Origin of the sequence: Altererythrobacter sp. CAU 1644, assembly GCF_029623755.1 — a bacterium.
GTDB classification, from domain to species: domain Bacteria; phylum Pseudomonadota; class Alphaproteobacteria; order Sphingomonadales; family Sphingomonadaceae; genus Erythrobacter; species Erythrobacter arenosus.
Genome location: NZ_CP121106.1, coordinates 447,356 through 472,971, shown reverse-complemented (window position 1 = coordinate 472,971; position 25,616 = coordinate 447,356). Strand labels below are relative to the sequence as shown.

Below are 25,616 nucleotides of genomic sequence, written 5' to 3'. Positions count from 1 at the left end.
ATGGGTGAAAAGGTAGTACCGATCGCAATCGATCCCGACCCGCTGGCGCCCTATGCGATTTGTCCCGGGTGGAAGGTCGGCGACCTCGTCTTCCTTAGCGGACAGGCGGCGATCGCGGAGGACGGCACGATTGTCGGAGGGGACGATTTCGACCTTCAGCTGGGCCAGACAATGGCCAATATCGAACGGGTGCTGCAGGCAGCTGAGAGCGACATGTCGAAGGTCGTGAAGGTCACGATCTATCTGAAAGACATGGCGAATTTTCCCAAGATCGTCGACGCGCGCAAGAAGTACTTCACGCCGCCCTATCCGGCCGACACGATTGTCGAGGTGAGTTCCCTGGCGCTGCCCGAACTGCTGGTCGAGATCGACGTCATCGCGACGACCTAGGCCGAAACCTAACCCCGCGACCGCACATTCGCACCGATCCATTCGCCTGCCTTGGCGATCTTCTCCGGGCCAAGCTGCGCCGCCACGGCACCCGCCAGCGCAGCGAGGTTCACCTGCGCCAGGCTCGCACGATAGGCTTCCTCGGCGCGCCAGAAGCCGGCGGCGATATTGCACGGCACCTTGCATTCGGCAGGCTTGCTGCCGCACGGCCCGTTCTGGCGGATCTCGCTACAGCGGAACATCGGCTCGTCGCCGTCGACCGCCAGCAATATATCGAGCAGCGTGATCTCGGCAGGCGACCGGGCGAGGGCATAGAAGCCGCTCCGCCCGCGCCCGCCGCTGACGATCCCGGCGCGCGCCAACGCCTGCATCTGCTTGGCCATATAGGGCTCGGGCAAGTCGTGAAACTCGGCCAGCGCCGAGAGCGACAGCCCCTTGTCCGGCCACAGCGGCACCAGCAGCGCGCAGGCGTGGCCAGCCCATTCGACACCCTTATTAATCCGCATGACCGATCCGCATCGCCGATAATCCTCTTGCCCGATCTCCAATAAATGGATATTCGATATCCAGATATAGGAGATCATCTTATGTATGGCAAACCTGACGCGCTCGACCGGCTGGTGCAAGGGCTTCTGGCGCTGGTCGCCTTGTTCGCGGCCTATAACGGCGCCTTCATGCTCGTCGATCCGTTCGGCTGGTACGAGGCTGTCGGTACGGTCAAGGCGACGGGGCCCGCCAACGCGCATTTCATCAAGGATATTGGGCTGGCCTACCTCGGCTCCGCGCTGCTGATCGGATTTGCCGCCGCCAATCCCGGCCTGCGCTGGGGGAGCGCACTGGTCGGCACCCTGTGGCTCGGCGCGCATGGCGTGCTGCACATCTACGAAGTGCTCGCGGGGATCTGTGCACCCGACATCTTCTGGCGCGACGCCCCCGGTGTGCTCGGCCCTCCGCTGCTTGCACTCCTGGCCGTCGGCATCCAGCTCAAGCGGCAGCGGGTCTCTCCCGTCCCGCTGCCCAAGCGTACCTTCGTCAAGCTGATGAAGCGGATCGCGGGAGAGGGCGAACCCTATTACCAGGATCTCTCGGATGCGGGCGGCTTTGCGATCGAGAAGTTCCAGCACTTCATGGTGCTCTCGGGCCATTACTACCATGCACCCAAGGAGCTGGTGCATATGGCACGGCTCGGTTCGACCCGGGCCGAGGATTGCGGGCCCTGCGTCGAGATCGTGCGCGCATTCGCGCTGGCCGACCGGATGAGCGCGGACCGCTTACAGAACGCGCTTATGGGCCAGCCCGAAAGTTCCGAGGATGCGCTCGCCTACCACTTCGGCGAAGCCATTGCGGCAGGCGACATCGTCGGCGCGGCCGGGCTGGGCGAGGAGATCGAGGCGCAATATGGCCGGGCGGTGCGCACCGAACTGGCACTCGCCGCCGCCAGTGGACGGTTGTTCCCGGCGATCAAGCGCGGGCTGGGCTATGCCTCGGCCTGCACGATCCCGCGGGCCGACTAGGGAGGGTCGCCCGGGCGGCTGCTATTGGGTGGGAAGCGGACGTTCTTTGGTGGCTAGATGGTGCCCTCAAGAAGGGTCATCACCTCATCGAAATCCTCATGGACATTGACTTGTGCTCCCCCGGAGAAGTTGAGGACCGCGCCCCTTTCGCCTCTCCCGACAAACAGCACTTGCGCAATTCGGCACCACCCCCGAGCCATCGGTTCGGTGAAGCATTACAAACTTGGAATCTCGATTCATCGCAGTGCCTTCTGTTCGCATGGAAAAAAGCCCCCGCCGACGAGCGGCGAGGGCTGAAGTCGGAGACAAGAGGACATGTCGCCCCTTAATCTCTCGGGTCGCATTGTGGCAGATGCAGCCTGCATTCTTTTGTTGGTTGAAGAGAAAGGCTCAAGAACTACGCCCAAGTGGTTGATCACACGCGCTTGTATGACCTGACTGGCGACGATGCTCCGCCAAGGCGTCTGCAAGCTTGGAGTATGAATAGGGTCCGACACGATAATATATCGACGTTACGGCGATGATCCCATCCGGTAGCGAGGCTGGAGAACTTGGGCGGAGGGATCCGCCTTCACTTTCCCAGTTGCCGGTCCCGGGTTGATCGGGGGTTGCTGCGTATGGCGCGGCGCTCATGTCACTCTCCCATGCGAGCGGTGGGACGCTCGTCTCGGGGCCAGCCAACGTTGGAGAGACCGTTCGACTTGCGCCAATCGGAGATCCGCTTCGCGCGGCCTCCCAATATTGCGGTATTCTCCTTGCGCTCTTGGATTGATCCGGAGCTATCGACCTTCATGGCCGCGAGCTGGTGATCGAAGAGAAATTGATTCATCGGCATGACAACAGTTCCTGACCTGAGAATGTTAGCGTGAGCCGGGAGTGGTTAGCTCCCGGCCCTGTTGTCGGCGTTAGCCCTGCTGATTGCTGGCCTGCGCCTTCTGGCCCTGACCTTCACCCTGCTGATGCTGCAAGTTCACGGCAGACTTCTTGCCACCGTCGATTTCGCTGGTTTCATAACTGAAACGCTGATCGACCTTCGGCACCTGACCTTCCTGCTGGAGGTCCGACTTCTTGAACTTGAGTGCGTCGCCGCCCTTCTCAGGGGTGATCGAGCCAGTGCCCATGCTGCTGTCGTAGCTCTTGATCTTGCCGTAATGTGTCATTTGTCATTCCTTCGAGGGAGTGTGCAGCGCGCCAGAATTGGCCCGGCTGCGACTAAGAGGCGGAACTGAAGGAAAGGGCTTCCAATTGTGGGAGCGGTGACCGTCGATTGCGACTGGTAGCTGTACTAGAGATAGGTGTTACCGATGCCAATTACAATTGCTGCGTACTCAGTCACTGTGTCAGGTCTGGCAATGACGCTGAAAGTCATGCTCGTGTAAAAAAGCGCCAAAGCAAGAACAGCAATGCGTTGTTGGATGATCATATTGTTGCTTTCATGCGAGTGCAGCGCGCCAGTATTGGCACGGCTGCAACTAAGAGGCGGAACTGAGGGGAGAGGTGACTTGCAGGCTGCCTGAAGTCAAAAGCCGTCGATTGCGACTGGTAGCTGGTTTGGAAGTGGTTACGCCTGATCGTAGATACAAGTGAGCGAGGCCAATAAAGTGACCATCCCGTCGCAGTTTGCTTGCGGGATCATTGCCGCCCGATCTCTTTGAATTTCCGCACAATCTGACTGCTGTGGCGAGAACCACCGATTTACCGCGACGGCAGTGTCGCTCGATAGAAACCGTCGCGCTCAATAGTGGCGATAATCTCTGTTGGCTCGACCCCAAACCTTGGCCGACCACCGGCGATCACGACGGTGAGACCATCGGCCTTCCAGTATGAGCTCGGTTTCGGGAGTCTTGCACCGGTAATATCGTCGGTGATTACCGCTGCAGAGCCATCCGCTTCGTGGAATCGATAATATGACAAATTTCCGCCTCGCTTTCGACGACCTGTGGCGCCGCCTGCACCCTAACGACAACGGTTGAGCAAACGGGCTGCCAGAGATCGGAGATAGGCCGCTCAGCGCAGGATGGCCCTACATGGAAGCTAAACGGTTCGTGGCAGCGCTTGTTCCGCCAGGCCGAACGTCAGCAATTGGATCGCTAGCAGACCTCGGAACTTTCCTACACTCAGGAAGCCATGCCATCTTGAACTTCGCAGCGCGCTTCCGTGCGGCGCAGCACCGGCTCTTTCATCGCGTGAACGATGTCCTCAGCAAACCTCGCCGAATGGCGTGGTCCTGCTCGCCCCTGGGTCACACTCTGATCGTTTAACCTGACACATTGGGCGCCGCAGGGTCACAGTCTTGCGCGCAAGGTCACACTTTGCACCGCTACAGTCACACAAAGGGCTTTCTCCCATTGGACCGTGTTCCATGTGTTCCATCGGTTCAGGCTGGATGCGGTGAAACTGAACGCCGCGCGAAATCGGCGGCGAAACGGCATCGCTGCCAACGCTCGCTTGACTCAGCCACCCGCGCCGCACTAACCCGCGCGGCGCATTCGGAGCGAAAGACGCTCCTTCAGCTCAATCCCTTGGTCGAGTCCTGTCGAAGGACCATGAGGATCCCCCGGGCAGGGGGTAAGGTGTAAGCATGGCCAACGTAACCGTTATCGGCGCCCAGTGGGGCGATGAGGGCAAGGGCAAGATCGTCGACTGGCTCGCCAGCCGCGCCGATGCCGTCGTCCGCTTCCAGGGTGGCCACAATGCCGGCCACACGCTGGTGGTTGAGGGGACGACCTATAAGCTCTCGCTGCTGCCTTCAGGGATCGTCACCGGCACGCTGTCGATCATCGGAAATGGCGTGGTGCTCGACCCGTGGCACCTCAAGTCCGAAATCGAGAAGCTCGAAGGGCAGGGCGTCACCATCAATGACGACAATTTCGCGATTGCCGACAATTGCCCGCTGATCCTGCCGATCCACCGCGACCTCGACGGGCTGCGCGAAACGGCGGCAGGCTCGGGCAAGATCGGCACCACCGGGCGCGGCATCGGCCCGGCCTATGAAGACAAGGTCGGCCGCCGCGCAATCCGGGTGTGCGACCTCGCCCATCTCGACGCGCTCGAGCCGCAACTCGACCGGCTGTGCGCGCATCACGATGCGCTGCGCGCCGGTTTCAACGAACCGCCGGTCGACCGCGAGCGGCTGCTCAACGACCTGCGCGAGATTGCGCCTTTCGTGCTCCAGTTCGCGCAGCCGGTGTGGAAGCGGCTGAAAAAAGTGCGCAAGGCCGGGGCCAAGATCCTGTTCGAGGGCGCGCAGGGCGTGCTGCTCGATATCGATCACGGCACCTATCCCTTCGTCACCAGCTCGAACACGGTCAGCGGCACGGCGGCAAGCGGATCGGGGCTCGGCCCCAATGCGACCGGTTTCGTGCTGGGCATCGTCAAGGCCTACACCACCCGCGTGGGCAGCGGCCCGTTCCCGACCGAGCTCGACGATGATGTCGGCCAACGGCTGGGCGAGCGCGGCCATGAATTCGGCACCGTCACCGGGCGCCAGCGGCGCTGCGGCTGGTTCGATGCGGTGCTGGTGCGGCAAAGCTGCGCGATCAGCGGCGTGACCGGCATCGCGCTGACCAAGGTCGACGTGCTCGACGGGCTGGAGAAAGTGAAGATCTGCACCGGCTATCGCCTGAACGGCAAGATTCTCGACTACTTTCCCGCTCACGCCGCCGACCAAGCCGCGGTCGAGCCGATCTACGAGGAAATGGAAGGCTGGAGCGAGAGCACTGGCGGCGCGCGCAGCTGGGCCGACCTGCCGGCCAATGCGATCAAGTATATCCAGCGCGTGCAGGAATTGATCGAGACACCGGTGGCGCTGGTTTCGACCAGTCCCGAGCGCGACGACACCATCCTGGTCCGCGATCCCTTCATGGATTGATGCCGAGACGGCGCGGTCCCGCTTCGGGACTAGGCAATCGGCCGGAATTGCGATGTTGGAGATGCCGCGTTAGCTTGTCCGGCATGCGGAAGGTTTGGGGCTTCGGATGGATGGTCGTGGGCGCGCTGGGTCTCGCCGCCTGCGCCGTGCCCGAGCCTGAGCCAGTTCGCACTACGGCGACCGTCCCGGCCTATGTGCCTGACATGCGCCGCGCCGACCGGGTCATGCCGAGCGTTGCCGATTTCGTGCTGGTCGACAAGTCGGACCGGCTCCTGGTGCTCTACAGCGGCGGTCATGCCTTCAAGGCTTATCGCGACCTGCAGTTCGGCGATGCGCCGCTCGGTCACAAGCGCTTCGAGGGCGACGAGCGCACGCCGGAAGGGCGCTACACGATCGATACCCGCAATCCGCAGAGCGCCTATCACCTGTCCTTGCGGGTTTCCTATCCCAACGCGGCGGACCGCGCCTATGCGGCGCGCTATGGCCGCTCGCCGGGCGGGGACATTTTCATCCACGGCCAGCCCAACGGCCTGGCGAGCGACCTTAGAATGCGCGGCGATTGGACCGACGGCTGTATCGCGCTGAGCAATGCCGAGATCGAGGAGCTGTGGCGCCTCATTCCCGACGGCACGCCGATCGAGATCCGGCCCTAGGCCTTGTCCTCGGCCGCCAGCGCGACCTGCACCTGCAGCCGCTTGAGCTCACGCAGGATCGAGATCATGTTCATCCGGTTGTAGAACCACTCCTTGATGAAGCCCTGCATCATCAGGATTGCGAGCGTCACGAGACCCCACCAGATGTAATCATCGGTCGCAGAGGCGGTGAAGAACCGCCAGCCCGCATAGATCAGCACGAAACCCAGCACGAAAGCGACCGCGAAGATCAGTTTCGACCAGCCGCCCAGGGGGCCTGTCAGGACGTCGCCGATCTGGGTGAACATGCCGCGCCCTTCGTCGAGCGAGGCGAGGAAGGCGCGGTCGTCTTCGCTCAGCGCGTCCGAGATGCGTTCATCGATAGTGTTCATGGTTCTTCTCCTTCAATCTTGTCAGACAGCGCCGCCTTCAATTTGCGGCGCGCGTGAAACAGTCGCGTCTTGGCGGTACCTTCCGCCACCTCCTGCACCTCGGCGATCTCGCGCAGGGTCAGCCCCTCGACGAAGTGGAGGTGCGCGGCGAGCCGCTGTTCGGGCGGCAAGGTGGCAAAAGCCTCGCGCAACGCGAGCGCATCCTCCTGGCGCGGTGCGATCGACGGCACCTCCTCAAGAGCAGTGCCGCGTTCGCGCTGGCGGAGCCTAATCTGGTCGGCTCCCTTGCGCTGCAGGATGCCGAACACCCAAGGGGCGAACTTCGCCGGGTCTTTGAGCCGGGCAATTCCCTGCCACACCGCCACCCAGCAATCCTGCGCGAGTTGTTCGGCAAGCCCCGCATCGCCCGAATAGCGCCAGGCCGTACGCGCGAGGCGAGGGTGCCACCGCTTGTAAAGCCGCTCTGCCGCCGCCCGATCACCATTGCGTACCAGCAGCACGAGCAACTCGTCATAGAGCGGCCCACTGCCGGGCAAGGAGGGTCGCTTCTGCGTCATTGCCCCTTAGTCTGCCCGAAAGGGCAAATGGTTCAATTGCGCCGCGAACTTATTCGCAATCGGCATCGAATTCTTGGGGGATTATCCCTTTCCGACAAGTAAATCTAGGAGTTGAGTTTTGACGCGCCTGAAATACAGTGACGCAATGGAAAGCGGGGGAGCGCAAGTCCGGCTTCGGCTTGGGACGGATGAGCCGGTTGCGCTGTCCGATTTCGTTGGCAATTTTGTTGGCATAGGCAACCAGTTCGAGAAGTTCCTTGCGGCGGAACATCCCGATCTTAGGGCCGATACCGAGTTCTTCGTCCAAAAGGTCAGGGGCGGAAGCATAGAGGCGGATTTAGTGGCGTGGATTGTCGGTCCGCCCGCCGCCGGGGCAACGCTAGCCGCCGCCAAATGGGCTATCGAGCGCATAGACCAGGGGCAAATCTTAGCGGATTTCGTGCGGGGACTTGGTAAGCGGATAAACCCCTATTTCAAGAAAGGTGGCCGCTTCCCAAACGCGAGCAAAGCCGACCTATCGGACTTTCTAAAGACGACCAAGGCGATCAATCGCGATCCGAAGGGCAATGCAACGATTGAAGCCGCTGTATTTGAGGACGGCGAGCGAAAGGTTCGTGCGGAGTTCAAGTTTACGAGCGAAGATGCAAGGCGCGCAGAAACCGAAATCAAAGATCACATGCACGAACTCGACCAGAAATCGGACGAGAATCAGGAGCGCGTCCTGCTGCGGTTCGTGAGGCCAAGTGTCGAAGCGGGAAAACCGGGCAAGAAGGGCGGCGAACGAGGCATCATCGCAAGTATTGCCAAGCGTGCGCTGCCGATCCTTTATGCGTCTACACTTGCAGAAGAGCGCATGAAGTATGAGCTTATGCAGCTAGACGGCAACATATTCCGCGCTCATTTCGACGTTAGCGTCAACATTGAGATGAACGCCAAGGGAAGGCCCGTCGCCTATCGTGTTACGCACGTCCACAATGTGATAGAGGATGGTGACGACGACCTACTGGGACAAGATGATGACTGACAAATTCGACCGCCTCTTGAAGGCAATGGTAGAGGGTGAACCTCCCGCTACCGCACAAACGAAGTCATCAACTCCGCAAGCATCGTCTCAGGACGGTTCCGGCGATTGTGACGAAACTCAAACTCGCCCAGATACTTCGAAAGATGCTGGCGACTGACGTGGATATGCGTTCCGTTGATCGAACGCTTTAGCTGCGCCCAGAAGCCCTCGATACCGTTGACGGTCGCGCCCATGTTCTCGGGGCGGTAGCTGACATACTCACCCGCATCGTGATCGACCTGCTTGTGCCAATAGCCGTTGATCGCATCCATATCGTCATAGGCGCGGTGCTTGTCGGTGTGCAGTTCGGTGTGGGGCTTCACGTTCTTGACGATGTGCGGGAGTAGCGCGCTCTTGCGGCGGCTAGGAACGACGCGAGTAATGACCTCGCCGCCCTTCTGCCACATGCCGAACACGATGGTCTTGTTGCCCTTGTAGCCACGGCCCTTGCCGCGCACTGCGCCGCCAATGAACGTCTCATCGACCTGAACCGTCTTGAAGGGACCGCCAAGCGGCTCGTCACCGTCCACGATAGCCATATACTTGCGGATTTCGTGGCACATGCGCCAAGCTGTCTTGTAGGTCACGCCGATCTGACGCTCGACTTCCTTGGCGGCGACCCCGTTCCGCTTCGAGCAGAACAGGAACATCACGTAGAACCAGTCGCGCAGGCTTGTGCGGGTGCGATGGAAGGGCGTTCCGGCAGTCGGGTAGATCTGATGGCCGCAATGCTCGCAACCATACGAGCGGCGGTTCTTGATGCGGTAGAACTTCGCGTCCTTGCCACACTTTTCGCATTCGTGGCGCTCGCCAAAACGAACAAGCTTGAGGTGTTCCAAGCAGCTTTCTTCGGTCGGGAAACGGTCCTGAAACTGGCGGAGAGTGGGGGCTTTCGTGCTCATGAACAGTATATACACGAATGTTCTACGTGTCGCAAGGGGATAATAACGAATTCTTGACTTGAACCCTTTTTGTTCTAGCTTCGTTCGAAGAAAGTTTTCGGAGCCGATTCGATGCCCCAAGCCGATTTCTCCTATGATGCGCCGGGCGACGCCGCGGGCTTGCCAGTCAGCGTATCGGTGTTCGCCGACCGTCCTTATTTGCGCGACCAGGTCTGTGACGATCTGCGCAGCGCTGGTTTTCGCATTGGCAGGAACGGTTCGATTGCAGCGCTGCTCAAGGGCGATCCGGTGGCGCTCGGCGATGCCGTACTGCTCGATTGCCCGGACATCGATGCCGAGGGCATGGCGGCGCTGAGCCGGCTCGACATGCGGGTGGCACAGGCAGGATCGCAATTGATCGTTTCGACCTCGCTCGTCGCGCTCGACGACGTGTTTGCGTGTCTCGATCAGTCGCGCGCGCAGATCCTGGTGGATGCATCGCGCGCCGAGAGAATCGTCGCCGTGGGGCGGATTCTTGGCGCAGTCGGGGGCCATCGTTTGCGCGAAATGAGCAAGGAGGATCGCGTCGCCCTGCTCCACCTCTCGCAGCAGGTCGATGCGATCGCGCGCCAGCTCGACAATCTCTCGGACGGCGGCCCGGCCTTTGCCCTGTCCGATAACGATAGCGAATATCGCGGACCAGAGCACCATCGGCAGGGGGCAGGGCGCCCTCCGTTGCCCGATCCTTCGTTGGTGCGGCAGATGATCCGCCAGCGGCAGACCCGGGCCCAGTACTTCGATGCAGAGCTGTTCGCCGATCCGGCGTGGGACATGCTGCTCGACCTCACTGCGGCGCATGGCGAGCACAAGCGGGTCTCGGTGTCCTCACTGTGTATCGCGGCTGGCGTACCGCCAACCACGGCACTGCGCTGGATCAGGCAGATGGTCGAAACAGGCCTGTTTGATCGGGTCGAGGATGCGCGCGACCGGCGCCGCGCCTACATCTCGCTGAGCGAGCGCGCGGTCGATGCGATGGCGCGTTACTTCGCTGTTATTGCCGGTCCGGTGGCTGTTGCCGCCTAGCTCTCGTCGCGAAAACGAAGCACGACCGTCAGCCCGGCGGCTGTCATGCCGCCAGCTTCTGCCGGGGAGATCCGCGCGGCATCGGCGCGGGTACGCGCGAGGATAGCCTCCGGTATCTCGCCATCAAGCACGACGAAGTCCGCCTCGCCCAGCAACCGTGCCTGCCTGAGTGTCAGTTCCTCCGGGTCGGGGCTGCTTAGTTCTATCGTTTCCGCACGGCCCGGGGCCGTGGTGGATGCGCCGGAGAGCCACTCGTCGACGCGCCGGTGGGATTCGGCAGCGAATGGATCGAGCGCTCCGCCTTCGCGCAGCGCCTCATCCAAAGCTCGCCGCCGGTCGGCACCATCGGGAAAACGTGCGCGCAGCTTCTCGCGCCCGCCGAACAATGCCTTGGCCAGGTCGCCCAGCGACTGCGGCAGAACACGCTCGAGCCGCAACCGCAGATGCTTGGCCAGCCCGGCCGAGGCTCCGCCCGTGCCCACCGCGATCAGCACCGGCTCGCGATCGAGGATGCTGGGGGTGGTGAAATCGCAGAGCTCCGGCATGTCGACGACATTCACCAGCATCCCGGCGCAGCGCAAGTTGATCGCGGCGTTCTCGCACGCGCGCGAATCCTCGAAGGCGACGAATGCGATCCGCACGCCCTCGTCGATGGCGCGCTGCATATCGTCCTCAATCACGCCGCCGGCTCGCTCGACCAGCCGTCTCTTCGGTTCGGCAGCCTCGCCATTCCCCAGCACCAGGACCTTCTGTCCCTTGATCCGGTGGAACAGCGGCAGCGAATTGATCATGCCAGCCAGTCGGGGACGCGCTCTGCATCCATGATCGCGCCCGCGTCGATCCGGTCGGCAACGACGGCGTAGCGATCGCCATCCACCAGCGTCTCGGCCACAAAGCCGCGCGAGTTGTAGCTCGAAGCCATGGTCGCGCCATAGGCGCCCGCCGTCCGGAACACCGCAAGTTCGCCCGATTGCAACGCGTCGCATTCACGATCTTGCGCGAAGGTGTCGCCGGTTTCGCAGATCGGCCCGACAATATTGGCCGTCATGCGCTCGCCGCTGGGCGCGACCGCGTCGAAATCGTGCCACGCACCGTAGAGTGCCGGGCGGGCGAGGTCGTTCATCGCCGCATCGACGATGACGAAGGGCGGGCCGTTGCCGCCGCGCTTGACCCGCACCACGCGGGTCAGCAGCACGCCGGCATTACCTGCGATCACGCGGCCCGGTTCGAAGGTCAGATGCACGCCCCAGTCCCGGGTCACCCGGGCGACCATCGCGCCATATTCGGCCGGTGAAGGAAACTGCTCGCCCGCCTTGTAAGGCACGCCGAGCCCACCGCCGAGATCGACATGCGTCACCTCGTGTCCGGCCGCGCGCAAGTCGTCGACGAGTGCGCCGACCTTGGCGAATGCCGTCTCGAGCGGCTCGAGATCGCCCAACTGGCTACCGATGTGGACCGCCACGCCGCGCAGGTCGAGGCCATCCAGGGCGGCCAGTTCGTCATAGGCTTCGCGCGCGTGGACCAGCGGGATGCCGAACTTGTTCTCGGCCTTCCCGGTCGAGATCTTCTCGTGGGTCTTGGCATCGACGTCGGGATTGATTCGCAAGCAGGCGCGCGCGCGCTGGCCCAGCGACGCCGCAAGCTCTGCCAGCTCGCGACCTTCCTCGCGCGACTCGATGTTGAACTGGCCGATCCCTTCCGCCAGCCCGAGCTCGAGCTCGGCACGGGTCTTGCCGACGCCTGAGAACACGATCTTTTCGGGCGGCATCCCGGCGGCCAGCGCGCGGCGCAGCTCGCCGCCCGAGACCACGTCGGCGCCGAAGCCGGCGCGTTGCAGCACTTTGAGGACGGCCAGGTTGGGGTTGGACTTGACCGCGAAGGCGATCAGCTTGCTCGGGATATCTGCCAGCGCTTCCGTGAAGACCCGCGCGTGCCGCTCCAGCGTGGCGCGGGAATAGACATAGACCGGCGTTCCGACCTCCTCAGCGATCCGCGGGAGCGGCACATCTTCTGCATGCAGCACACCGTCACGAAGCGTGAAATGATCCATTGCTGTCTGCGCTTCCTATTCGGGCGGAAGGTCGAACGGGTCGTCGGCGCGTTCTTCCGAGCGGCGACGCAGTTCCACGCTGCGCTCGGGCGCGGCCAGGGCTTCGAGCTTCAGGAGTTCCTCGGCGTCAGGCGGCGTCTCCGCGCCATAGGGGGCGGGCGGCAGGCTCTGGCCGGCCTTCGGTTCGAGGTCGGTGCGTTGGCCGCAGGCGGCAATCGCCAGCGCAATCAACAATATGGCCGCTTTCCGCATCACTCGTCCTCGCTCAACTGGGCTTTTGCACGCGCCACCTGCATCCTTACCTGATCGGGCGCGGTGCCGCCATACGAAGCGCGTGAGGCTACCGAAGCATCGACCGACAGCGCCCGATAGACATGCTCGTCGATCCGGGCATCGATCTCCTGCAGTACCTCGAGTGGTAGCTGGTCGAGCGCCACGCCATCGGCCTCGGCCCGTTTTACAGCGGCGCCGGTGATGTGATGCGCCTCGCGAAACGGGATATCGGCCTCGCGCACCAGCCAGTCGGCCAGATCGGTGGCGGTGGCATAGCCAAGCTCGGCCGCCTGACGCATGCGCTCAGTGCGGAATTCGCTGTCGGCCACCATCCCGGTCATCGCGGCAATGCTGAGCGCGAGCAGGCCCGTCGCTTCGAATACCGGTGGCTTGTCGTCCTGCATATCCTTCGAATAGGCGAGCGGCAGGCCCTTCATGGTGATCATCAGCGCGGTCGCGCAGCCGATCACCCGCCCTGCGTGTCCGCGCACCAGTTCGGCGGCATCGGGGTTCTTCTTCTGCGGCATGATGCTGCTGCCGGTCGAAAGGCTGTCGGGCAGGCGGACGAAACCGAACGGCTGGCTCGCCCAGATGATGAATTCCTCTGCCAGCCGCGAGAGATGCAGCGCGCACTGGCTCGCTGCCATCAGGTAATCGAGCGCGAAATCGCGGTCGGACACGGCATCGAGGCTGTTGGCGGCCGGTCGGTCGAATCCGAGGGCGGTGGCGGTCGCTTCGCGGTCGATATCGAAGCCCGTGCCGGCCAGCGCGGCGGAGCCCAGCGGGCTCTCGTTCAGCCGCTTGCGCGCATCGGCAAAGCGCGAACGATCACGCCGGATCATCTCGTAATAGGCCATCAAGTGGTGGCCCAGTGTAACGGGCTGCGCCGTCTGCAAGTGGGTAAAGCCGGGCATGATGCTGGCGGCATGTTCGTCGGCGCGCGCGACCAGGGCTCGCTGCAACGCCACCAGCCCCGCATCGACCTCGTCGATCGCATTGCGCACCCACAGGCGGAAATCGGTCGCCACCTGGTCGTTGCGGCTGCGCGCGGTATGCAGGCGACCCGCCACAGGGCCAATCAATTCGGCGAGGCGGCTCTCGGTAGTCATGTGGATGTCTTCGAGGTCCCAGTCCTCAGGCACGCCGTCGCGGGCATACTCTTCGGCAACACGATCGAGCCCGTTGCCGATGGCCTCTGCATCTTCGTCCGAGACGATCCCTTGCGCACCGAGCATGGCGACATGCGCCTTCGATGCCGCGATATCCTGCCGCCACAAGGCCTTGTCGAAGGGAATCGAAGCATTGATTTCGCGCATGATCGCGCTAGGTCCCTCTGCGAACCTGCCCCCCCACATCTGGTTGGAGACGCCCGTGTCCTTACGGTTATCGCTCACAATACTCGCCTCGGCGCTGCTTCTGGCTGGCTGCGATAGAGAGCCGGACGATGCAGCGCAACAACAGGGCGAGTTGGCGAGCGACAAGCAGGGCTTGAGCGGGGAAATTGACCGCAGCTACGTTGGCGAGCTGATGCCGGCGGTCGAGGTGGTCGATCCGGCGGGCAAGACGCTCAATCTCGGCGCGCTTCAGGGCAAGCCGGTCCTGCTCAACCTGTGGGCGACCTGGTGCGCGCCCTGCGTGGTCGAGATGCCCATGCTCGACACGCTGGCGGATGAGATGGGCGACGAACTGCGGGTCATCACGGTCAGCCAGGACATGAAGGGTGCTGAACTGGTCGAACCCTTCTTCGCCGAACGGAATTTCCGCAATCTCGAACCTTGGTTGGATACCGAGAACAAGCTCGGCTTCGCGTTCGATGGGGTCTTGCCGGTCACCGTGCTCTACGATGCGGCCGGGCAGGAAGTGTTTCGCGTCGCGGGCGGTTATCACTGGGACAGCGAGGAAGCGCGCGTGGCGATCGAGGAGGCCATCTCAGAATATTCGGGCAGCTCAAGTCCCAGCTGAGCGAGGGGCCAGCCGAACAAACCTGACATCAATCGCGCCTGTAGCGCGGCGATTGGGCCAGTTCTTGAAAGGGGTGCCAGCACCCGATCGCGCAACAGCGGCCAAAGAGACGCTTCCGACTGGAACATCGGTGTGAAGGCAGCGGTCACGAACCGGTAGATTGCGACATGATCGCCCCGCCACGCTGACGCCAGCCTCAACCCCTCGTCAAGTGTGCGACCCTCCCGGAGTCCTAGTGCGAGACCCCAGGCATCGAGCAATGCCATGTTGGCCCCCTGTCCAAGTTGCGGACTGGCGGAGTGCCACGCATCGCCGATGCGGATCAGCCGCTTGCCTTGCACTCGCTTGGCTGTCCGATGGGCGTAGCGAGCAAAGGTGAGATCGTCGTGGCTGTCGATGCGGTCGAGCAGGAACTCCACTTGAGGCCACAGCGAAAGCACTTCCTCCTTCCATTGGTCCAAGGCGCTGGCGCGCCACTTCTCGTGATCAGCTCGGCGTAGGGACCAGAAGAATGCAACCTCGTCGGGATCATTAGCGCCCCTCGAACCGATCGGAAGCACACCGACCATCTGCGAAGCGCGGCGATAGCGTTGTTCAAGCAGGTTTCGGGCAAAGCTATCGTTCTCACCCACCGGGAGCGATGCCCAAAGGGCGCCGAATGGCAATAGCCCATGGTTCTTACCTGCCTCGATCTGCGTGCCCCAACCGCTCGCATCGACGACAAGGTCAAACGGGCGCGAGCGCGATCCGTCGGCAAATTCCAGGACCCGTCCAACAGTCGTGGAGTGACTGGATTTGACCTCATGTCCGGTAAGGATCGGCAACGCGACGATCTGGACTGCATCAAACAAGACTGAAAAAAGGCTCGCGCGATGGATACCCAATCCGAATGCATCCTTGATCCCAAGGCTTGAGTAGGGCGCATCGAGCGCGATGCGGCCATGCTCGTTGAGGCCGAACAGGGCGTCTATTCGTGCCCCGCGCTTTGCAACTTCATGGGCAACGCCGAGGCGGTGCAATACCGCCATGCCGGATGGTTGCAGCATCAACCCCGAACCAAGCGGTCGCGGTTCCGCAAAGCGCTCGAACAATGTTATTCGGTGTCCATCGCGGTGCAATGCGAGCGCGGCCGCGAGTCCAGCCGGACCGCAGCCCACTATTGCGATGTCGTAGGGAGCTTCGTGGATAGCTTCCTCCCGCTATTCGAAGCTCTTGCAACTACAGCGAACGGCGGTGGTGGGCGATGACAGGCTCGAACTGCCGACCCTCTCGGTGTAAACGAGATGCTCTACCAACTGAGCTAATCGCCCCGCGGCTCGCTTTGCAAGTGGGGGCTATCTAGCGTCGATTCGTTCAAAATCAATTGCTGATTGGCTTTGTGCCGATTGCAGCGCTATCGGCGCGTTGATGAATACCAGCAGGATCAGGGTTCTCGCCACGGGTGGCACGATTGCGGGCAGCGGAGGCTCGGCCTTTGGCAGCGGCTACAGCCCCGGACAGATCGCAGCGGAGGACATGCTGCGCGAGGTGAAGTCGCTCGGTATCGATGCTGAACTCGATGCCGTCGAGATCGCCAGTATCGGCTCGCAGGATATCGACTGGCCGGTGTGGGACCGGTTGCATGCCGAAGTCGTGCGGGCCCAGGCAGATGACGCGATTTGCGGGATCATCATCACCCACGGCACCGATACGGCGGAGGAAACCGCGCTGCTGCTGGACCAGACGCTCGAACCCGGCAAGCCGGTGATCCTGGTCGGCGCGATGCGACCGGCTGACGCGGTGGGCAGCGATGGCATGCGCAATTTCGCCAATGCGGTGCGTGTCGCGAGCGATCCGGCTTCGCGCGATCGCGGCGTGCTGGTGGTGATGGGCGATACGATCTTCGCCGCACGGGACGTGCGCAAGGCGGCGACGAGCAATATCGACGCGTTCAAGGGATTTCCGCGCGGGCCGCTGGGACGGGTGACGCCGAGCACGCTCGATTGGTTCGGTCCGGCGGCCAGAACAGGCGAAAAGGCCCGGTTTGCGTGGCCCGAAAAGCTGCCACGCGTAGCAATCCTGATCGCCGGAGCGGGGATGGACGCTCAGCCGGTCGAGGCGCTGCTCGGAATTGGCTGCCAGGGCATCGTGCTCGCCGGGATGGGGCAGGGCAATGCGCCGCGCTGTGTCCTCGATGCGCTGCAGCAGGCGGCGGCTGCGGGCGTGCCCGTGGTGCGCTCGAGCCGGGTCGACGAAGGCCTGGTCGACCGCAATGTCGAGGTCGATGACGATGCGCGCGGTTTCATCGCCGCGCGTTCGCTTGGCCCGGCCAAGTCGCGGATCCTGCTGATGCTGCTGCTGGCCAGCGGAATCACCGATCCCGCCGCGATCCAGCAGGCGTTCGACAAGCCCTAGGCGATCAGCTCCAGGGCGTGACGAGGTACTTTTCGCCGGTCTTCATCGCGCGATAATCGGTCACCGCGTCCTTTGTCAGCATCTCTTCGAGATTGACCCGCTTCTTGTAGCTGCTGGCGAAAGTGGTCGTGAGGTTTTCAAGCACGCGCTGGCGCATCCGCATCACCGTTTCCATCCCCGCCGACTGCAGGAAGGGGAAGAGCAGCCAACCCGACAGCGTCCACCCGAAACCATAGCTTGGCGTCAGGATCGTCGGGCCGAAATCGAGCCGGCCATAGATGAACATGCGCTTCTGCTGGTTCGAACCATACCGCGAATATTCGGTCATCTTGCTGACCGCGACCTGCTCCATCGCCTTGAACACATTGTCGACCGCCTGTCCGCCGCCGATCGGGTCAAACCCATAGAATGCGTCGGTCGCGTCTATCGCGTCGCGGAGTTGCGCCATGAAATCATCGTCGGACGAGTTGACGACATGTTTCGCGCCGAGCCCCTTGAGCAGTTCCACATGCTCGGCCTTGCGGACGATATTGACCAATTCGAAACCGTCCTCCTGGCAGATCTTGACCAGCATCTGGCCGAGGTTTGAGGCCCCTGCGGTGTGGACGATCGCTTTGGCGCCATCCATCCTGGCATTCTCGACAAAGCCAAGCGCGGTCATCGGGTTGACGAAGGAGCTTGCCCCGTCCTCGGCGCTGTGATCGCCCAGCGGCAGGCACATGGCAGCATCGGCGATGGCGTATTGGCTGAAAGCGTTGCCCGGTACGCAGGCAACGCGCTGGCCCATCAGCGATTTGGCGTAGTCACTGTCACCGGTCGCGACGACGGTGCCCGCGCCCTCGTTTCCGGCTGGCAGTTTCTGCCCATGGCGCGCCTTCGAGCCGGTGTTGAATGGCTCGGGCATGTTGGCGACATATTTGCCGGGCGAATATTCGGCGTTCTCGAGATCGGCCGCACCAGTCAGGATCGCGAGATCGGACGGGTTGATTGGCGCCGCTTCCATCTTGACCAGCACCTGGTTTCCGGTGGGGTCGGGGAAGGTGACTTCCTCGATTTCAACTGTGAGCGTCCCGTTGCTTTCGAGCGTGGTGAATAGCTGCTTGCCGGTGGTGCTCATGTCGATTCCTCCAAAGAACTCAGTTTCAGTCAGCAACGTTACGCGCGGTGCGATGCGATGGCTAGGGTGACGTTAGGTCAGGCATCGGCGGGATAGATGGCCTCGACGAAATAGAGACCGTGCGGTGGTGCATTGAGCCCGAGCGCCTGCCGGTCCTTTGCCTCCAGCGCCTTGGCTAACTGATCCTCGCGCCACCGGCCCATGCCGACGAGCGCAAGGCAGCCGACCATGCTGCGGACCTGGTGGTGGAGAAAGCTGCGAGCTGCCGCGTGGATGCGGACCTCCTCGCCGTCCCGTTCGACGTCGAGCCGGTCGAGCGTCTTCACAGGGTCCTTTGCCTGGCACTGGACCGAACGAAAAGTGGTGAAGTCGTGCAGCCCGACCAGCGCCTGCGCCGCGCGGTGCATCGCCTTCTCGTCAAGTTCGGGAGCAACCTGCCAGGCGCGATGGAGATCTAGCGTTAGCGGCGCGCGGCGATTGGCGATGCGATAGACATAGCTGCGCCCGATGCAGGAAAAGCGCGCGTGCCAGTCATCGGCTACGGTTTCGCAATGGGTGATGGCGATCAGATCGGGCCGCAAGTGCGCATTGAGCGCTTCCATTAGGCGGAACGGCGTAATGTCTTTCTCAAGATCGAAATGGCTGCGCATCGCGAGCGCATGGACCCCGGTGTCGGTGCGCCCTGCGCTGTGCAGCGTGACAGTCTCGCCGGTGACGCGCTCGGCGGCTTCCTCGATCGCCTGCTGCACACTCGGGCCGGTCGTCTGGCGCTGCAGGCCGACGAAAGGCGTCCCGTCGAATTCAATCGTGAGCGCGAAACGGGTCATGGCAGGATGGTGCCCTTTGCAACCGGACGACCGCGCAGGAAATCGGCCCGATCCATCGCCGGCTTGCCCGCGCGCTGGAGGCGCAGCGGCCGGATCGCGCCCGATCCGCAAGCCACGGCAAGATCGTCGTCAAGTACTTCGCCCGGCACGCCCGAACCCTCGAACATCTCCGCACGGAGCAGCTTCACGCGCTCCCCGTCGATCTCGCACCACGCGCCAGGGAAGGGGGCGAGGCCATGCATCTGCCGCACCAGTTCCTCGGCCGGCCGTGACCAGTCGATCCGCGCCTCGGCCTTGTCGATCTTTGGAGCATAGGTGGCCTCCGCATCGTCCTGCGCGACCGGGTGGAGCATCGCGAGGTCGATCAGCGTGCCGACCATCAGTTGCGCGCCCAGCTCGGCCAGTTCCTCGGTCAGTTCGCCCGTGGTCTTGTCCTCGATCGGGGTCCGCACCGTCGCCAGCATCGGCCCGGTGTCGAGCCCCGCCTCCATCTGCATGATGGTGACGCCGGTGGTTGGGTCGCCCGCCATCACCGCACGATGGATCGGCGCGGCCCCGCGCCAGCGCGGCAGGATCGAGGCATGGATGTTGAGGCAGCCGTGTTTGGGCGCGTCGAGAATGGCGTGGGGCAGAATCAGGCCGTAGGCCGCGACCACCGCCACATCGGCGTCGAGCGCGGCAAAGCGTTGCTGCTCCTCGGCAGACTTGAGCGAGGTCGGGTTGCGGACCTCGATTCCAAGTCGCTCGGCCGTCTTGTGGACCGGCGAGGGCTGAAGCTTCTTGCCCCGACCCGCCGGCCGCGGCGGCTGGGTATAGACGCAGACGATCTCATGCGCCGCGTCATGCAGCGCTTCGAGCGCCGGCACCGCAAATTCGGGCGTTCCCATGAAGATTATGCGCATGACGTTGCCTGTGGCCTTTCTTGGTCGCGCTCAGGCCCCTATCTGTCACCCCATGGCATCGCAAGAGATCGAAGCATTGGCGAGCGCTTTGGCGCGGTTGCCCGGGTTGGGGCCACGCTCGGCGCGGCGCGCGGTGCTGTGGCTGGTCAAGAACCGCGAGCAGGCGCTTCCCGCGCTGTTGACTGCACTCGGTGCCGTTCGCGATACGCTGGTGGAATGCGACACTTGCGGCAATGTCGACACGAAGAACCCGTGCGGCATTTGCGCCGACCCGCGCCGCGACAGGAAATCGCTCTGTGTGGTCGAGGATGTCGCCGATTTGTGGGCGCTCGACCGCTCGCGCTTGTTCTCGGGCCGTTACCATGTGCTTGGCGGCAAGCTGTCGGCGCTCGATGGGGTGGGGCCGGAAGACCTCAACATCGCCAGCCTGCTCGGCCGGGTGGAAGAAGGCGGGATCGACGAGGTCGTCCTCGCGATGAACGCCACGCTCGAGGGGCAGACCACCGCGCATTACCTCGCCGAACGGCTCGAGGCCTTCCCGCTGCGCATTACCCAGCTGGCCCACGGCCTGCCGGTCGGCGGCGAACTCGATTACCTCGACGAAGGCACGCTGGCGCAGGCCTTGCGCGCGCGGCGACCGGTGGATTGAAAAGACCGCACGACGCGACTATCTGCGTCTCCATGGCTATTCGTGAAATCCTGGAAGTGCCGGATCCCCGGCTCAAGGTCGTGTCCGAACCCGTGACCGTGTTCGATGACGAGTTGAAAACCCTCGTCGAGGACATGTTCGAAACGATGTATGACGCGCCCGGCATCGGCCTGGCGGCGATCCAGGTGGGCGTGCCCAAGCGCGTGCTGGTGATCGACCTGCAGCCCGAGGATCCGGATGCCGAGCCCGAAGTGTGCAATCATGGCGGGCATGAACACACCCACCAGCCGCTCAAGAAGGAACCGCGCGTATTCGTGAACCCCGTGATCGTCGATCCGGCGGAGGAACTCGCGACCTATCAGGAAGGCTGCCTCTCGGTCCCCGAAATCTTTGCCGATGTCGATCGCCCCGCGACCTGCACGGTGCGCTACCAGGATCTCGATGGGAAAGAACACGAGGAGCAGATGGAAGGCCTGATGGCCACCTGCATCCAGCACGAGATGGACCACCTTGAAGGCATCCTGTTCATCGACCATCTCTCACGCCTGAAGCGCCAGATGGCGTTGAAAAAGCTCGAGAAGCTACGCAAGGCAGCCTGACCGCCCATCCGACGAAAAAGCCCCGCCACTGGCGGGGCTTTTCATTCCGGGCAGGATGGCAGGATCAAGCGGCCTGCATCATGCCGTTAAGTGCCTTGAGACAGTCGTCGGCACACTCGCGGCACATGCGTGCGCAACGACGGCAATGATCGTTGTCATGCTTCGCGCACTCGTCAATGCAGGCCTCGCAAGCTGCGATACAGGCGCGCAGTTGCGCCTCGATCACTGCGACATTCCCGGCGGTGCGGCGCGTGGCGATGCGATAGGTGGCCGTGCAGACGTCGGCGCAATCCGAACAGGCGCGAATGCAATCGCTCATGTCGCCTTCTTCGGCGCTGCAGGCATCGGCGCAAGAATTGCAGATGGCGGCGCAATACATCGCGTGCCTCACAGCCTCGCCTAGCTGCTCGTTGTAGTCGGCCCCAACTTGCGGGTGCTCCTTGATCATCTCTTTGATAGACATGGAAAAAATCTCCTTTCGTCAAATAGAGCGAACGGCGCGGGGGATAGTTCCGAAACGGCGCCAATGCCCACTTGGCGGACCTCATTGTTCCAGCTATGTTCTGCAGATGGACCCGATGTTGATGGCATTATTGGCGCTTGCTCTAGGGCTCGCGATTGGTGGAGTGTTCGGCTGGTTTATCGGCTCGCGCCCCGTGGCCGAGCTCAGGTCGCGGCTGAAGGAATCGGAAGGGGAGGCCGAGGAGCGCGAAGCCGAGTTCAAGACTGCGATCAAGGAACTGGGCGAGGCGCAGATTGAACTCGCCACGCTTAAGGCGAATGCCTCAAACTTCGACAAGCAGATGGCCTTGATGCGCGAGGCGCGCGAAGAGATGCTCGCGCAGTTCAAGGCGGTTGGCGGCGAGGTGCTTTCGCGTAGCCAGGAGGAATTCCTCAAGCGCGCCGATGAACGCTTCAAGCAGTCGGAGGAAGTGGGCGAGGCCAAGATCAAGGCGCTGCTCAATCCCGTCGGCGAACGACTGAAGAAGTACGAAGAACAGGTCGAATCGCTCGAAAAACAGCGGGTCGATGCTTTCGGCCAGCTTCACGGGCTTATCCAGTCGATGCGCGAGGGGCAGGAAGAGGTGCGGCGCGAGGCGCAACGGCTCGGCAATTCGCTGACCAATGCGCCCAAGGCGCGCGGGCGCTGGGGCGAGCGCGCTCTACAGAACCTGCTCGAACAGTGCGGGCTGGCCGAACACACCGATTTTCACCTCGAACATTCGATCGATACCGAAGATGGGCGCTTGCGCCCCGATGCGATCGTCAATGTGCCGGGCCAGAAGAAGCTGGTGATCGACTCCAAGGTCTCGCTCAACGCCTATCAGGCCGCGTTCGAGGCCGATGACGAGAGCGAGCGCAAGCGGCATCTCGACCTCCATGCCAAGTCGATGCGCAACCATGTCCAGACGCTCGGTGCCAAGAGCTACCAGAGCCAGTTCGACGATGCGCCCGACTATGTCGTGATGTTCGTACCCGGCGAGCATTTCGTGGCTGCGGCACTCGAACACGATCCCGAACTGTGGGACTTCGCATTCGAGAAGAAAGTGCTGCTGGCGACCCCGACCAACCTCGTCGCGATCGCGCGCACCGTTGCGCAGGTGTGGCGGCAGGACGGCCTTGCTCGCGAAGCGCAAGAGATCGGCCGGATGGGCGCGGAGCTGTACGACAGGCTGCGCGTATCGGCGGAGCATTTGAAGCGCGTCGGGGGCGGGCTCGAGAGTGCGGTCAACAATTACAACAAGTTCGTCGGCAGCTTCGAGCGCAACGTGCTGTCATCGGGCAAGCGCCTCGCCGAGAAAGGCATCGAGATCGGCAAGCGCGAGATCGAGGAAGTGCCGCTGGTCGAATCCGCGCCACGCTACACCTCGGGCGATGCCGATATGACGGAACAACTGATCGAACCCCCTGTTGAAGCCGAGAACGAATGAGTTTTCGGGAGCTCTGATGAGAATTTCGCTGGTAGTTTCGATCATCGCCTGTCTCGGGCTGGCCGCCTGCGAGCGGGGCAAGCCCCCGTCCGAGCAACTGCGCGACTCGGTCGAGCAGACGATTGAGGGTGTTGCCAAGACGACCGTTTCGGACGGGCTTGAGGCGGGCCCGTTTGCTCCGCGCGACGAATGTTCGAAGCTGTCCGGCGCGAATGAATTTCGTAATGCGCTCGGTCTGATCATCGCCAAGCGCGATGCCGACGGGTTGATGGCGCTGACCGATCCGCAGGTGAAGCTCGATTTCGGCGGGGGCTTCGGTCACGCGACCTTGCGCGAGCGGCTGGACGATCCCCAGTACCGGCTCTGGGAAGAGCTTGGTGCCCTGCTCGATCTGGGCTGCGCAACCAATGCCGAGGGCGACCTGATCCTGCCGTGGTATTTCGCGCAGGACATGAAGGTCGACGATGCCTTTGGCGCGATGCTCGCCCTGGGGAACAAGGTTCCGGTGAGAAGGGTAGCGGCTGACGATGGCGAGGTGGTCGAACATGTCGCGTGGGACACGGTCGACCTTGTCGAAGGCTACTCCGACGAGCCGTTCCTCAAGGTGCGCACACGCGTAGGGCGCGAAGGCTTTGTCGCGCGCGAGCAGCTTCGCTCGTTGGTCGATTACCGCCTGATCGCGCGCAAGGGTGAAGGCGGCTGGATGATCGAGGTCTTCATCGCCGGCGATTGACCATTGCCGAGGGGGCCTGCGACTGGGTGTCGCTATCGCTCGAAGGCGACCTTGCCTGCGACCACGGTCATCACAATGCGTCCCTGGAGGATGGCGCCGGGATCCGACGCGGCGAGCACAAAGGGATCGATATCCATCACGGTAAGGTCGGCCCAGCGTCCCTGCGCGATAATGCCCGTCTCCCGCTCCCTGAACGCGGCATAGGCCGACCACGAGGTATAGGCCCGGATCGCCTCTTCGATGGTTAGGTTTTCATCGGGATACCACCCGCCCTGCGGCTGCAGATTCTTGTCGCGGCGTGTGACCGCGGCGTGGAGCCCGTAGAAGATGCTGTGGTCGGAGCCCGGATTATCCGCGTTGAATGTCAGCTGCGCACCGTTCTCGCGCAGCGTGCGCCAGGCATAGGCCCCGCGAATACGGTCCGGCCCAAGCCGGTCCTCGGCCCAGGTCTTGTCCTCAACCGCATGCGGCGGCTCCATCGATGCGATCACGCCCAGTTGCGCAAAGCGGGGCATGTCGGCGGGCGACACGACTTGCGCATGCTCGATGCGGTGGCGATTGGCGCGCGTAGCGGGATCCTGCTCGAACACGGTCTGGAGAATGTCGAGCGCCTCGCGATTGCCCGCATCGCCGATCGCATGGATCCCGACCTGGAAACCGGCGCGCATTGCGGCCGCATTGAGATCGCGATCGAAGCCGTAGCCGTCGCCGCTCACGCCGCGGTGGCCGGGCGTGTCCGAATAGTCGTCAAGCAGGCGTGCGCCGCGTGAGCCGAGCGCGCCGTCGTAATAGGCCTTGACCGACCGCGTCACCAGCATGCTGTCGGCGTCCGCATCCGGCCCGCGAGCGATCCAGCGCTGCATCAGGTCTTCGTCACGCAGCGACAGCATGGCGTAGACCCTGATCGGGAGATCTCCGCTGGCTTCGAGCTGTTCGAAGGCGCGCATCGCCCTCGCATCGGCCCCGGCCTCGTGCACGGTTACATAGCCGTCCTCTGCCATGCGCTGCAGGCCGATCGCTGCGTGGCGGCGCATCGTTGCCTCCGATGGCGCCGGCATGATCTCGTCGATCAGCGTGGTGGCGCGATTGAGGAACAACCCGTTGGGTTGGCCGTCAGCCCCGAGCCGCATCTCGCCGCCAGTCGGGACTTCGCTCAAGGCTGTAATGGCACCCACATCGAGTGCCGCCTGGTTGGTCCAAACGGCGAATCCATGCAGGCTGCGGAGCGCGACAGGATGGTCTGGTACCGCAGCGCTCAGCAGCTGTTTGTCGGGATAATTGTTGGCCCAGGCACCTTCATCCCAGCCTGCGCCAAGGATCCATTGACCCTTGGGTACGGACTTCGCGCGCTCTGAGACCAGCGCGACCGCCTCTGCCTCGGTCGCGACATCGGTCAGGTCGACCGCGTCGAGCTTCGCCCCCAGTTCGACGACATGCGAATGCGAATCGACCAGGCCGGGGAGCACCGTCGCTCCGGCCAGATCGACCACCCGCGTCTCGTCGCTCCGCAGCGCCAGCGCCTCTCTCGAGGTGCCGACGAAGGCGATCGCGCCATCGTCGATCGCGACGGCCTCGGCATCCGGATACCAGCCTGCTTCATTGCGAGGAGCATTGGGCGCCGGCGTCCCGTCACGACCCGGCTCGGCCCAGTCGAGGGTATAGACGCGGGCGTTGACCAGGATGAGATCGGCGGTCGGGGCTTTCGCGTTCTCGAGGGAAGTTGACGCGCAGCCTGCCAAGAGCAAGGACCCGATTGCACCCAACATCGACCTGTACATCATGATCTTCCCTCCGCC

Annotated in this window: 27 protein-coding genes and 1 tRNA gene; 12 read left to right on the top strand and 16 right to left on the bottom strand. The window is 63.0% G+C overall.

Features of this window, described 5'->3' with window-relative positions:
• Positions 1-390 (top strand): RidA family protein, encoded by a 390-nt coding sequence (locus tag P7228_RS02470; RefSeq protein ID WP_278016641.1) that lies wholly within the window; start codon positions 1-3, stop codon positions 388-390.
• Positions 391-398: 8 nt separating this feature from the next.
• On the opposite strand, the gene P7228_RS02465 is transcribed toward P7228_RS02470, so the two are convergent.
• Positions 399-896, bottom strand: coding sequence for an RrF2 family transcriptional regulator (locus P7228_RS02465; RefSeq protein ID WP_278016640.1), 498 nt, complete (start codon positions 894-896; stop codon positions 399-401).
• An 81-nt stretch (positions 897-977) separates the two neighbouring features.
• Here P7228_RS02465 and P7228_RS02460 point away from each other — a divergent pair, with 81 nt between their 5' ends.
• Positions 978-1,904, top strand: coding sequence for a hypothetical protein (locus P7228_RS02460; protein ID WP_278016639.1), 927 nt, complete (start codon positions 978-980; stop codon positions 1,902-1,904).
• 905 nt (positions 1,905-2,809) lie between these two features.
• On the opposite strand, the gene P7228_RS02455 is transcribed toward P7228_RS02460, so the two are convergent.
• Entirely contained in the window at positions 2,810-3,064 is a 255-nt protein-coding gene (locus P7228_RS02455; protein ID WP_278016638.1) for a cold-shock protein, read from the bottom strand.
• A gap of 1,421 nt (positions 3,065-4,485) precedes the next feature.
• Here P7228_RS02455 and P7228_RS02450 point away from each other — a divergent pair.
• Both P7228_RS02450 and P7228_RS02445 read left to right on the top strand, forming a co-directional pair.
• Complete coding sequence (locus tag P7228_RS02450; RefSeq protein WP_278016637.1) at positions 4,486-5,775, top strand: adenylosuccinate synthase; 1,290 nt, start codon at positions 4,486-4,488, stop codon at positions 5,773-5,775.
• 83 nt (positions 5,776-5,858) lie between these two features.
• On the top strand, positions 5,859-6,428 hold the full coding sequence (locus P7228_RS02445) for a L,D-transpeptidase family protein (RefSeq protein WP_430732494.1): 570 nt from the start codon (positions 5,859-5,861) through the stop codon (positions 6,426-6,428).
• Here P7228_RS02445 and P7228_RS02440 read toward each other — a convergent pair.
• The gene (locus tag P7228_RS02440) at positions 6,425-6,799 is read right to left on the bottom strand and encodes a DUF6768 family protein (RefSeq protein WP_278016636.1); all 375 of its coding nucleotides are present in this window, start codon (positions 6,797-6,799) and stop codon (positions 6,425-6,427) included. The genes P7228_RS02445 and P7228_RS02440 overlap by 4 nt on opposite strands.
• Positions 6,796-7,356 carry an RNA polymerase sigma factor gene (locus P7228_RS02435; protein WP_278016635.1) on the bottom strand — a complete coding sequence of 187 codons (561 nt, stop codon included), beginning with the start codon at positions 7,354-7,356 and terminating at the stop codon, positions 6,796-6,798. The genes P7228_RS02440 and P7228_RS02435 overlap by 4 nt, the downstream gene beginning before the upstream one ends.
• A 118-nt stretch (positions 7,357-7,474) precedes the next feature.
• On the opposite strand from P7228_RS02435, the gene P7228_RS02430 reads away from it, so the two are divergent.
• Entirely contained in the window at positions 7,475-8,380 is a 906-nt protein-coding gene (locus P7228_RS02430; RefSeq protein WP_278016634.1) for a hypothetical protein, read from the top strand.
• A gap of 47 nt (positions 8,381-8,427) precedes the next feature.
• Here P7228_RS02430 and P7228_RS02425 read toward each other — a convergent pair whose 3' ends face one another.
• Positions 8,428-9,321 carry an IS1595 family transposase gene (locus P7228_RS02425; RefSeq protein WP_278016633.1) on the bottom strand — a complete coding sequence of 298 codons (894 nt, stop codon included), beginning with the start codon at positions 9,319-9,321 and terminating at the stop codon, positions 8,428-8,430.
• Between the two features lie 111 nt (positions 9,322-9,432).
• On the opposite strand from P7228_RS02425, the gene P7228_RS02420 reads away from it, so the two are divergent.
• Positions 9,433-10,383 (top strand): helix-turn-helix domain-containing protein, encoded by a 951-nt coding sequence (locus P7228_RS02420; RefSeq protein ID WP_278016632.1) that lies wholly within the window; start codon positions 9,433-9,435, stop codon positions 10,381-10,383.
• Here the strand turns inward: P7228_RS02420 and P7228_RS02415 are convergent.
• The 4 genes from P7228_RS02415 to argH are packed head-to-tail and all read right to left on the bottom strand — an operon-like array spanning position 10,380 to position 14,061.
• Positions 10,380-11,174: a precorrin-2 dehydrogenase/sirohydrochlorin ferrochelatase family protein gene (locus P7228_RS02415; protein WP_278016631.1), complete on the bottom strand. Its 795-nt coding sequence runs from the start codon at positions 11,172-11,174 to the stop codon at positions 10,380-10,382. The genes P7228_RS02420 and P7228_RS02415 overlap by 4 nt on opposite strands.
• Positions 11,171-12,433, bottom strand: coding sequence for a diaminopimelate decarboxylase (gene lysA, locus P7228_RS02410; protein WP_278016630.1), 1,263 nt, complete (start codon positions 12,431-12,433; stop codon positions 11,171-11,173). Before lysA ends, P7228_RS02415 begins: the two co-directional genes overlap by 4 nt.
• Positions 12,434-12,448: 15 nt before the next feature.
• Positions 12,449-12,685: a lipoprotein gene (locus P7228_RS02405; RefSeq protein WP_278016629.1), complete on the bottom strand. Its 237-nt coding sequence runs from the start codon at positions 12,683-12,685 to the stop codon at positions 12,449-12,451.
• A complete protein-coding gene (argH, locus tag P7228_RS02400; RefSeq protein ID WP_278017692.1) occupies positions 12,685-14,061 on the bottom strand; it encodes an argininosuccinate lyase in 1,377 nt (458 codons plus the stop codon). The genes P7228_RS02405 and argH overlap by 1 nt, the downstream gene beginning before the upstream one ends.
• 16 nt (positions 14,062-14,077) lie before the next feature.
• On the opposite strand from argH, the gene P7228_RS02395 reads away from it, so the two are divergent.
• Complete coding sequence (locus P7228_RS02395) at positions 14,078-14,668, top strand: TlpA family protein disulfide reductase (RefSeq protein ID WP_278016628.1); 591 nt, start codon at positions 14,078-14,080, stop codon at positions 14,666-14,668.
• Here P7228_RS02395 and P7228_RS02390 read toward each other — a convergent pair.
• Both P7228_RS02390 and P7228_RS02385 read right to left on the bottom strand, forming a co-directional pair.
• Positions 14,590-15,828 carry an FAD-dependent oxidoreductase gene (locus P7228_RS02390; protein WP_347402862.1) on the bottom strand — a complete coding sequence of 413 codons (1,239 nt, stop codon included), beginning with the start codon at positions 15,826-15,828 and terminating at the stop codon, positions 14,590-14,592. The genes P7228_RS02395 and P7228_RS02390 overlap by 79 nt on opposite strands.
• Positions 15,829-15,902: 74 nt before the next feature.
• Positions 15,903-15,978: transfer RNA gene (locus P7228_RS02385), tRNA-Val, on the bottom strand.
• Between the two features lie 97 nt (positions 15,979-16,075).
• Between P7228_RS02385 and P7228_RS02380 the strand changes: the two genes are divergently transcribed.
• Entirely contained in the window at positions 16,076-17,062 is a 987-nt protein-coding gene (locus P7228_RS02380) for an asparaginase (protein WP_278016627.1), read from the top strand.
• Positions 17,063-17,066: 4 nt separating this feature from the next.
• Here the strand turns inward: P7228_RS02380 and P7228_RS02375 are convergent, their stop codons facing one another.
• The 3 genes from P7228_RS02375 to fmt form a co-directional block, all read right to left on the bottom strand.
• Positions 17,067-18,179 (bottom strand): zinc-binding dehydrogenase, encoded by a 1,113-nt coding sequence (locus tag P7228_RS02375; protein ID WP_278016626.1) that lies wholly within the window; start codon positions 18,177-18,179, stop codon positions 17,067-17,069.
• A gap of 77 nt (positions 18,180-18,256) precedes the next feature.
• The gene (gene truA, locus P7228_RS02370) at positions 18,257-19,006 is read right to left on the bottom strand and encodes a tRNA pseudouridine(38-40) synthase TruA (RefSeq protein ID WP_278016625.1); all 750 of its coding nucleotides are present in this window, start codon (positions 19,004-19,006) and stop codon (positions 18,257-18,259) included.
• Positions 19,003-19,908: a methionyl-tRNA formyltransferase gene (gene fmt / locus P7228_RS02365; RefSeq protein ID WP_278016624.1), complete on the bottom strand. Its 906-nt coding sequence runs from the start codon at positions 19,906-19,908 to the stop codon at positions 19,003-19,005. Before fmt ends, truA begins: the two co-directional genes overlap by 4 nt.
• 52 nt (positions 19,909-19,960) lie before the next feature.
• On the opposite strand from fmt, the gene recR reads away from it, so the two are divergent.
• Both recR and def read left to right on the top strand, forming a co-directional pair.
• Positions 19,961-20,557: a recombination mediator RecR gene (gene recR, locus P7228_RS02360; RefSeq protein WP_278016623.1), complete on the top strand. Its 597-nt coding sequence runs from the start codon at positions 19,961-19,963 to the stop codon at positions 20,555-20,557.
• A gap of 32 nt (positions 20,558-20,589) precedes the next feature.
• Positions 20,590-21,156: a peptide deformylase gene (gene def, locus P7228_RS02355; protein ID WP_278016622.1), complete on the top strand. Its 567-nt coding sequence runs from the start codon at positions 20,590-20,592 to the stop codon at positions 21,154-21,156.
• 64 nt (positions 21,157-21,220) lie between these two features.
• Here def and P7228_RS02350 read toward each other — a convergent pair whose 3' ends face one another.
• Positions 21,221-21,619, bottom strand: a complete 399-nt coding sequence (locus P7228_RS02350; protein WP_278016621.1) for a four-helix bundle copper-binding protein — start codon at positions 21,617-21,619, stop codon at positions 21,221-21,223.
• A gap of 106 nt (positions 21,620-21,725) precedes the next feature.
• Between P7228_RS02350 and P7228_RS02345 the strand changes: the two genes are divergently transcribed.
• Positions 21,726-23,087: a DNA recombination protein RmuC gene (locus P7228_RS02345; protein WP_278016620.1), complete on the top strand. Its 1,362-nt coding sequence runs from the start codon at positions 21,726-21,728 to the stop codon at positions 23,085-23,087.
• A 16-nt stretch (positions 23,088-23,103) separates the two neighbouring features.
• Positions 23,104-23,820, top strand: a complete 717-nt coding sequence (locus P7228_RS02340; protein ID WP_278016619.1) for a hypothetical protein — start codon at positions 23,104-23,106, stop codon at positions 23,818-23,820.
• A 32-nt stretch (positions 23,821-23,852) separates the two neighbouring features.
• Here the strand turns inward: P7228_RS02340 and P7228_RS02335 are convergent, their stop codons facing one another.
• Complete coding sequence (locus tag P7228_RS02335) at positions 23,853-25,601, bottom strand: amidohydrolase (protein WP_278016618.1); 1,749 nt, start codon at positions 25,599-25,601, stop codon at positions 23,853-23,855.
• Positions 25,602-25,616 lie beyond the last annotated feature (15 nt).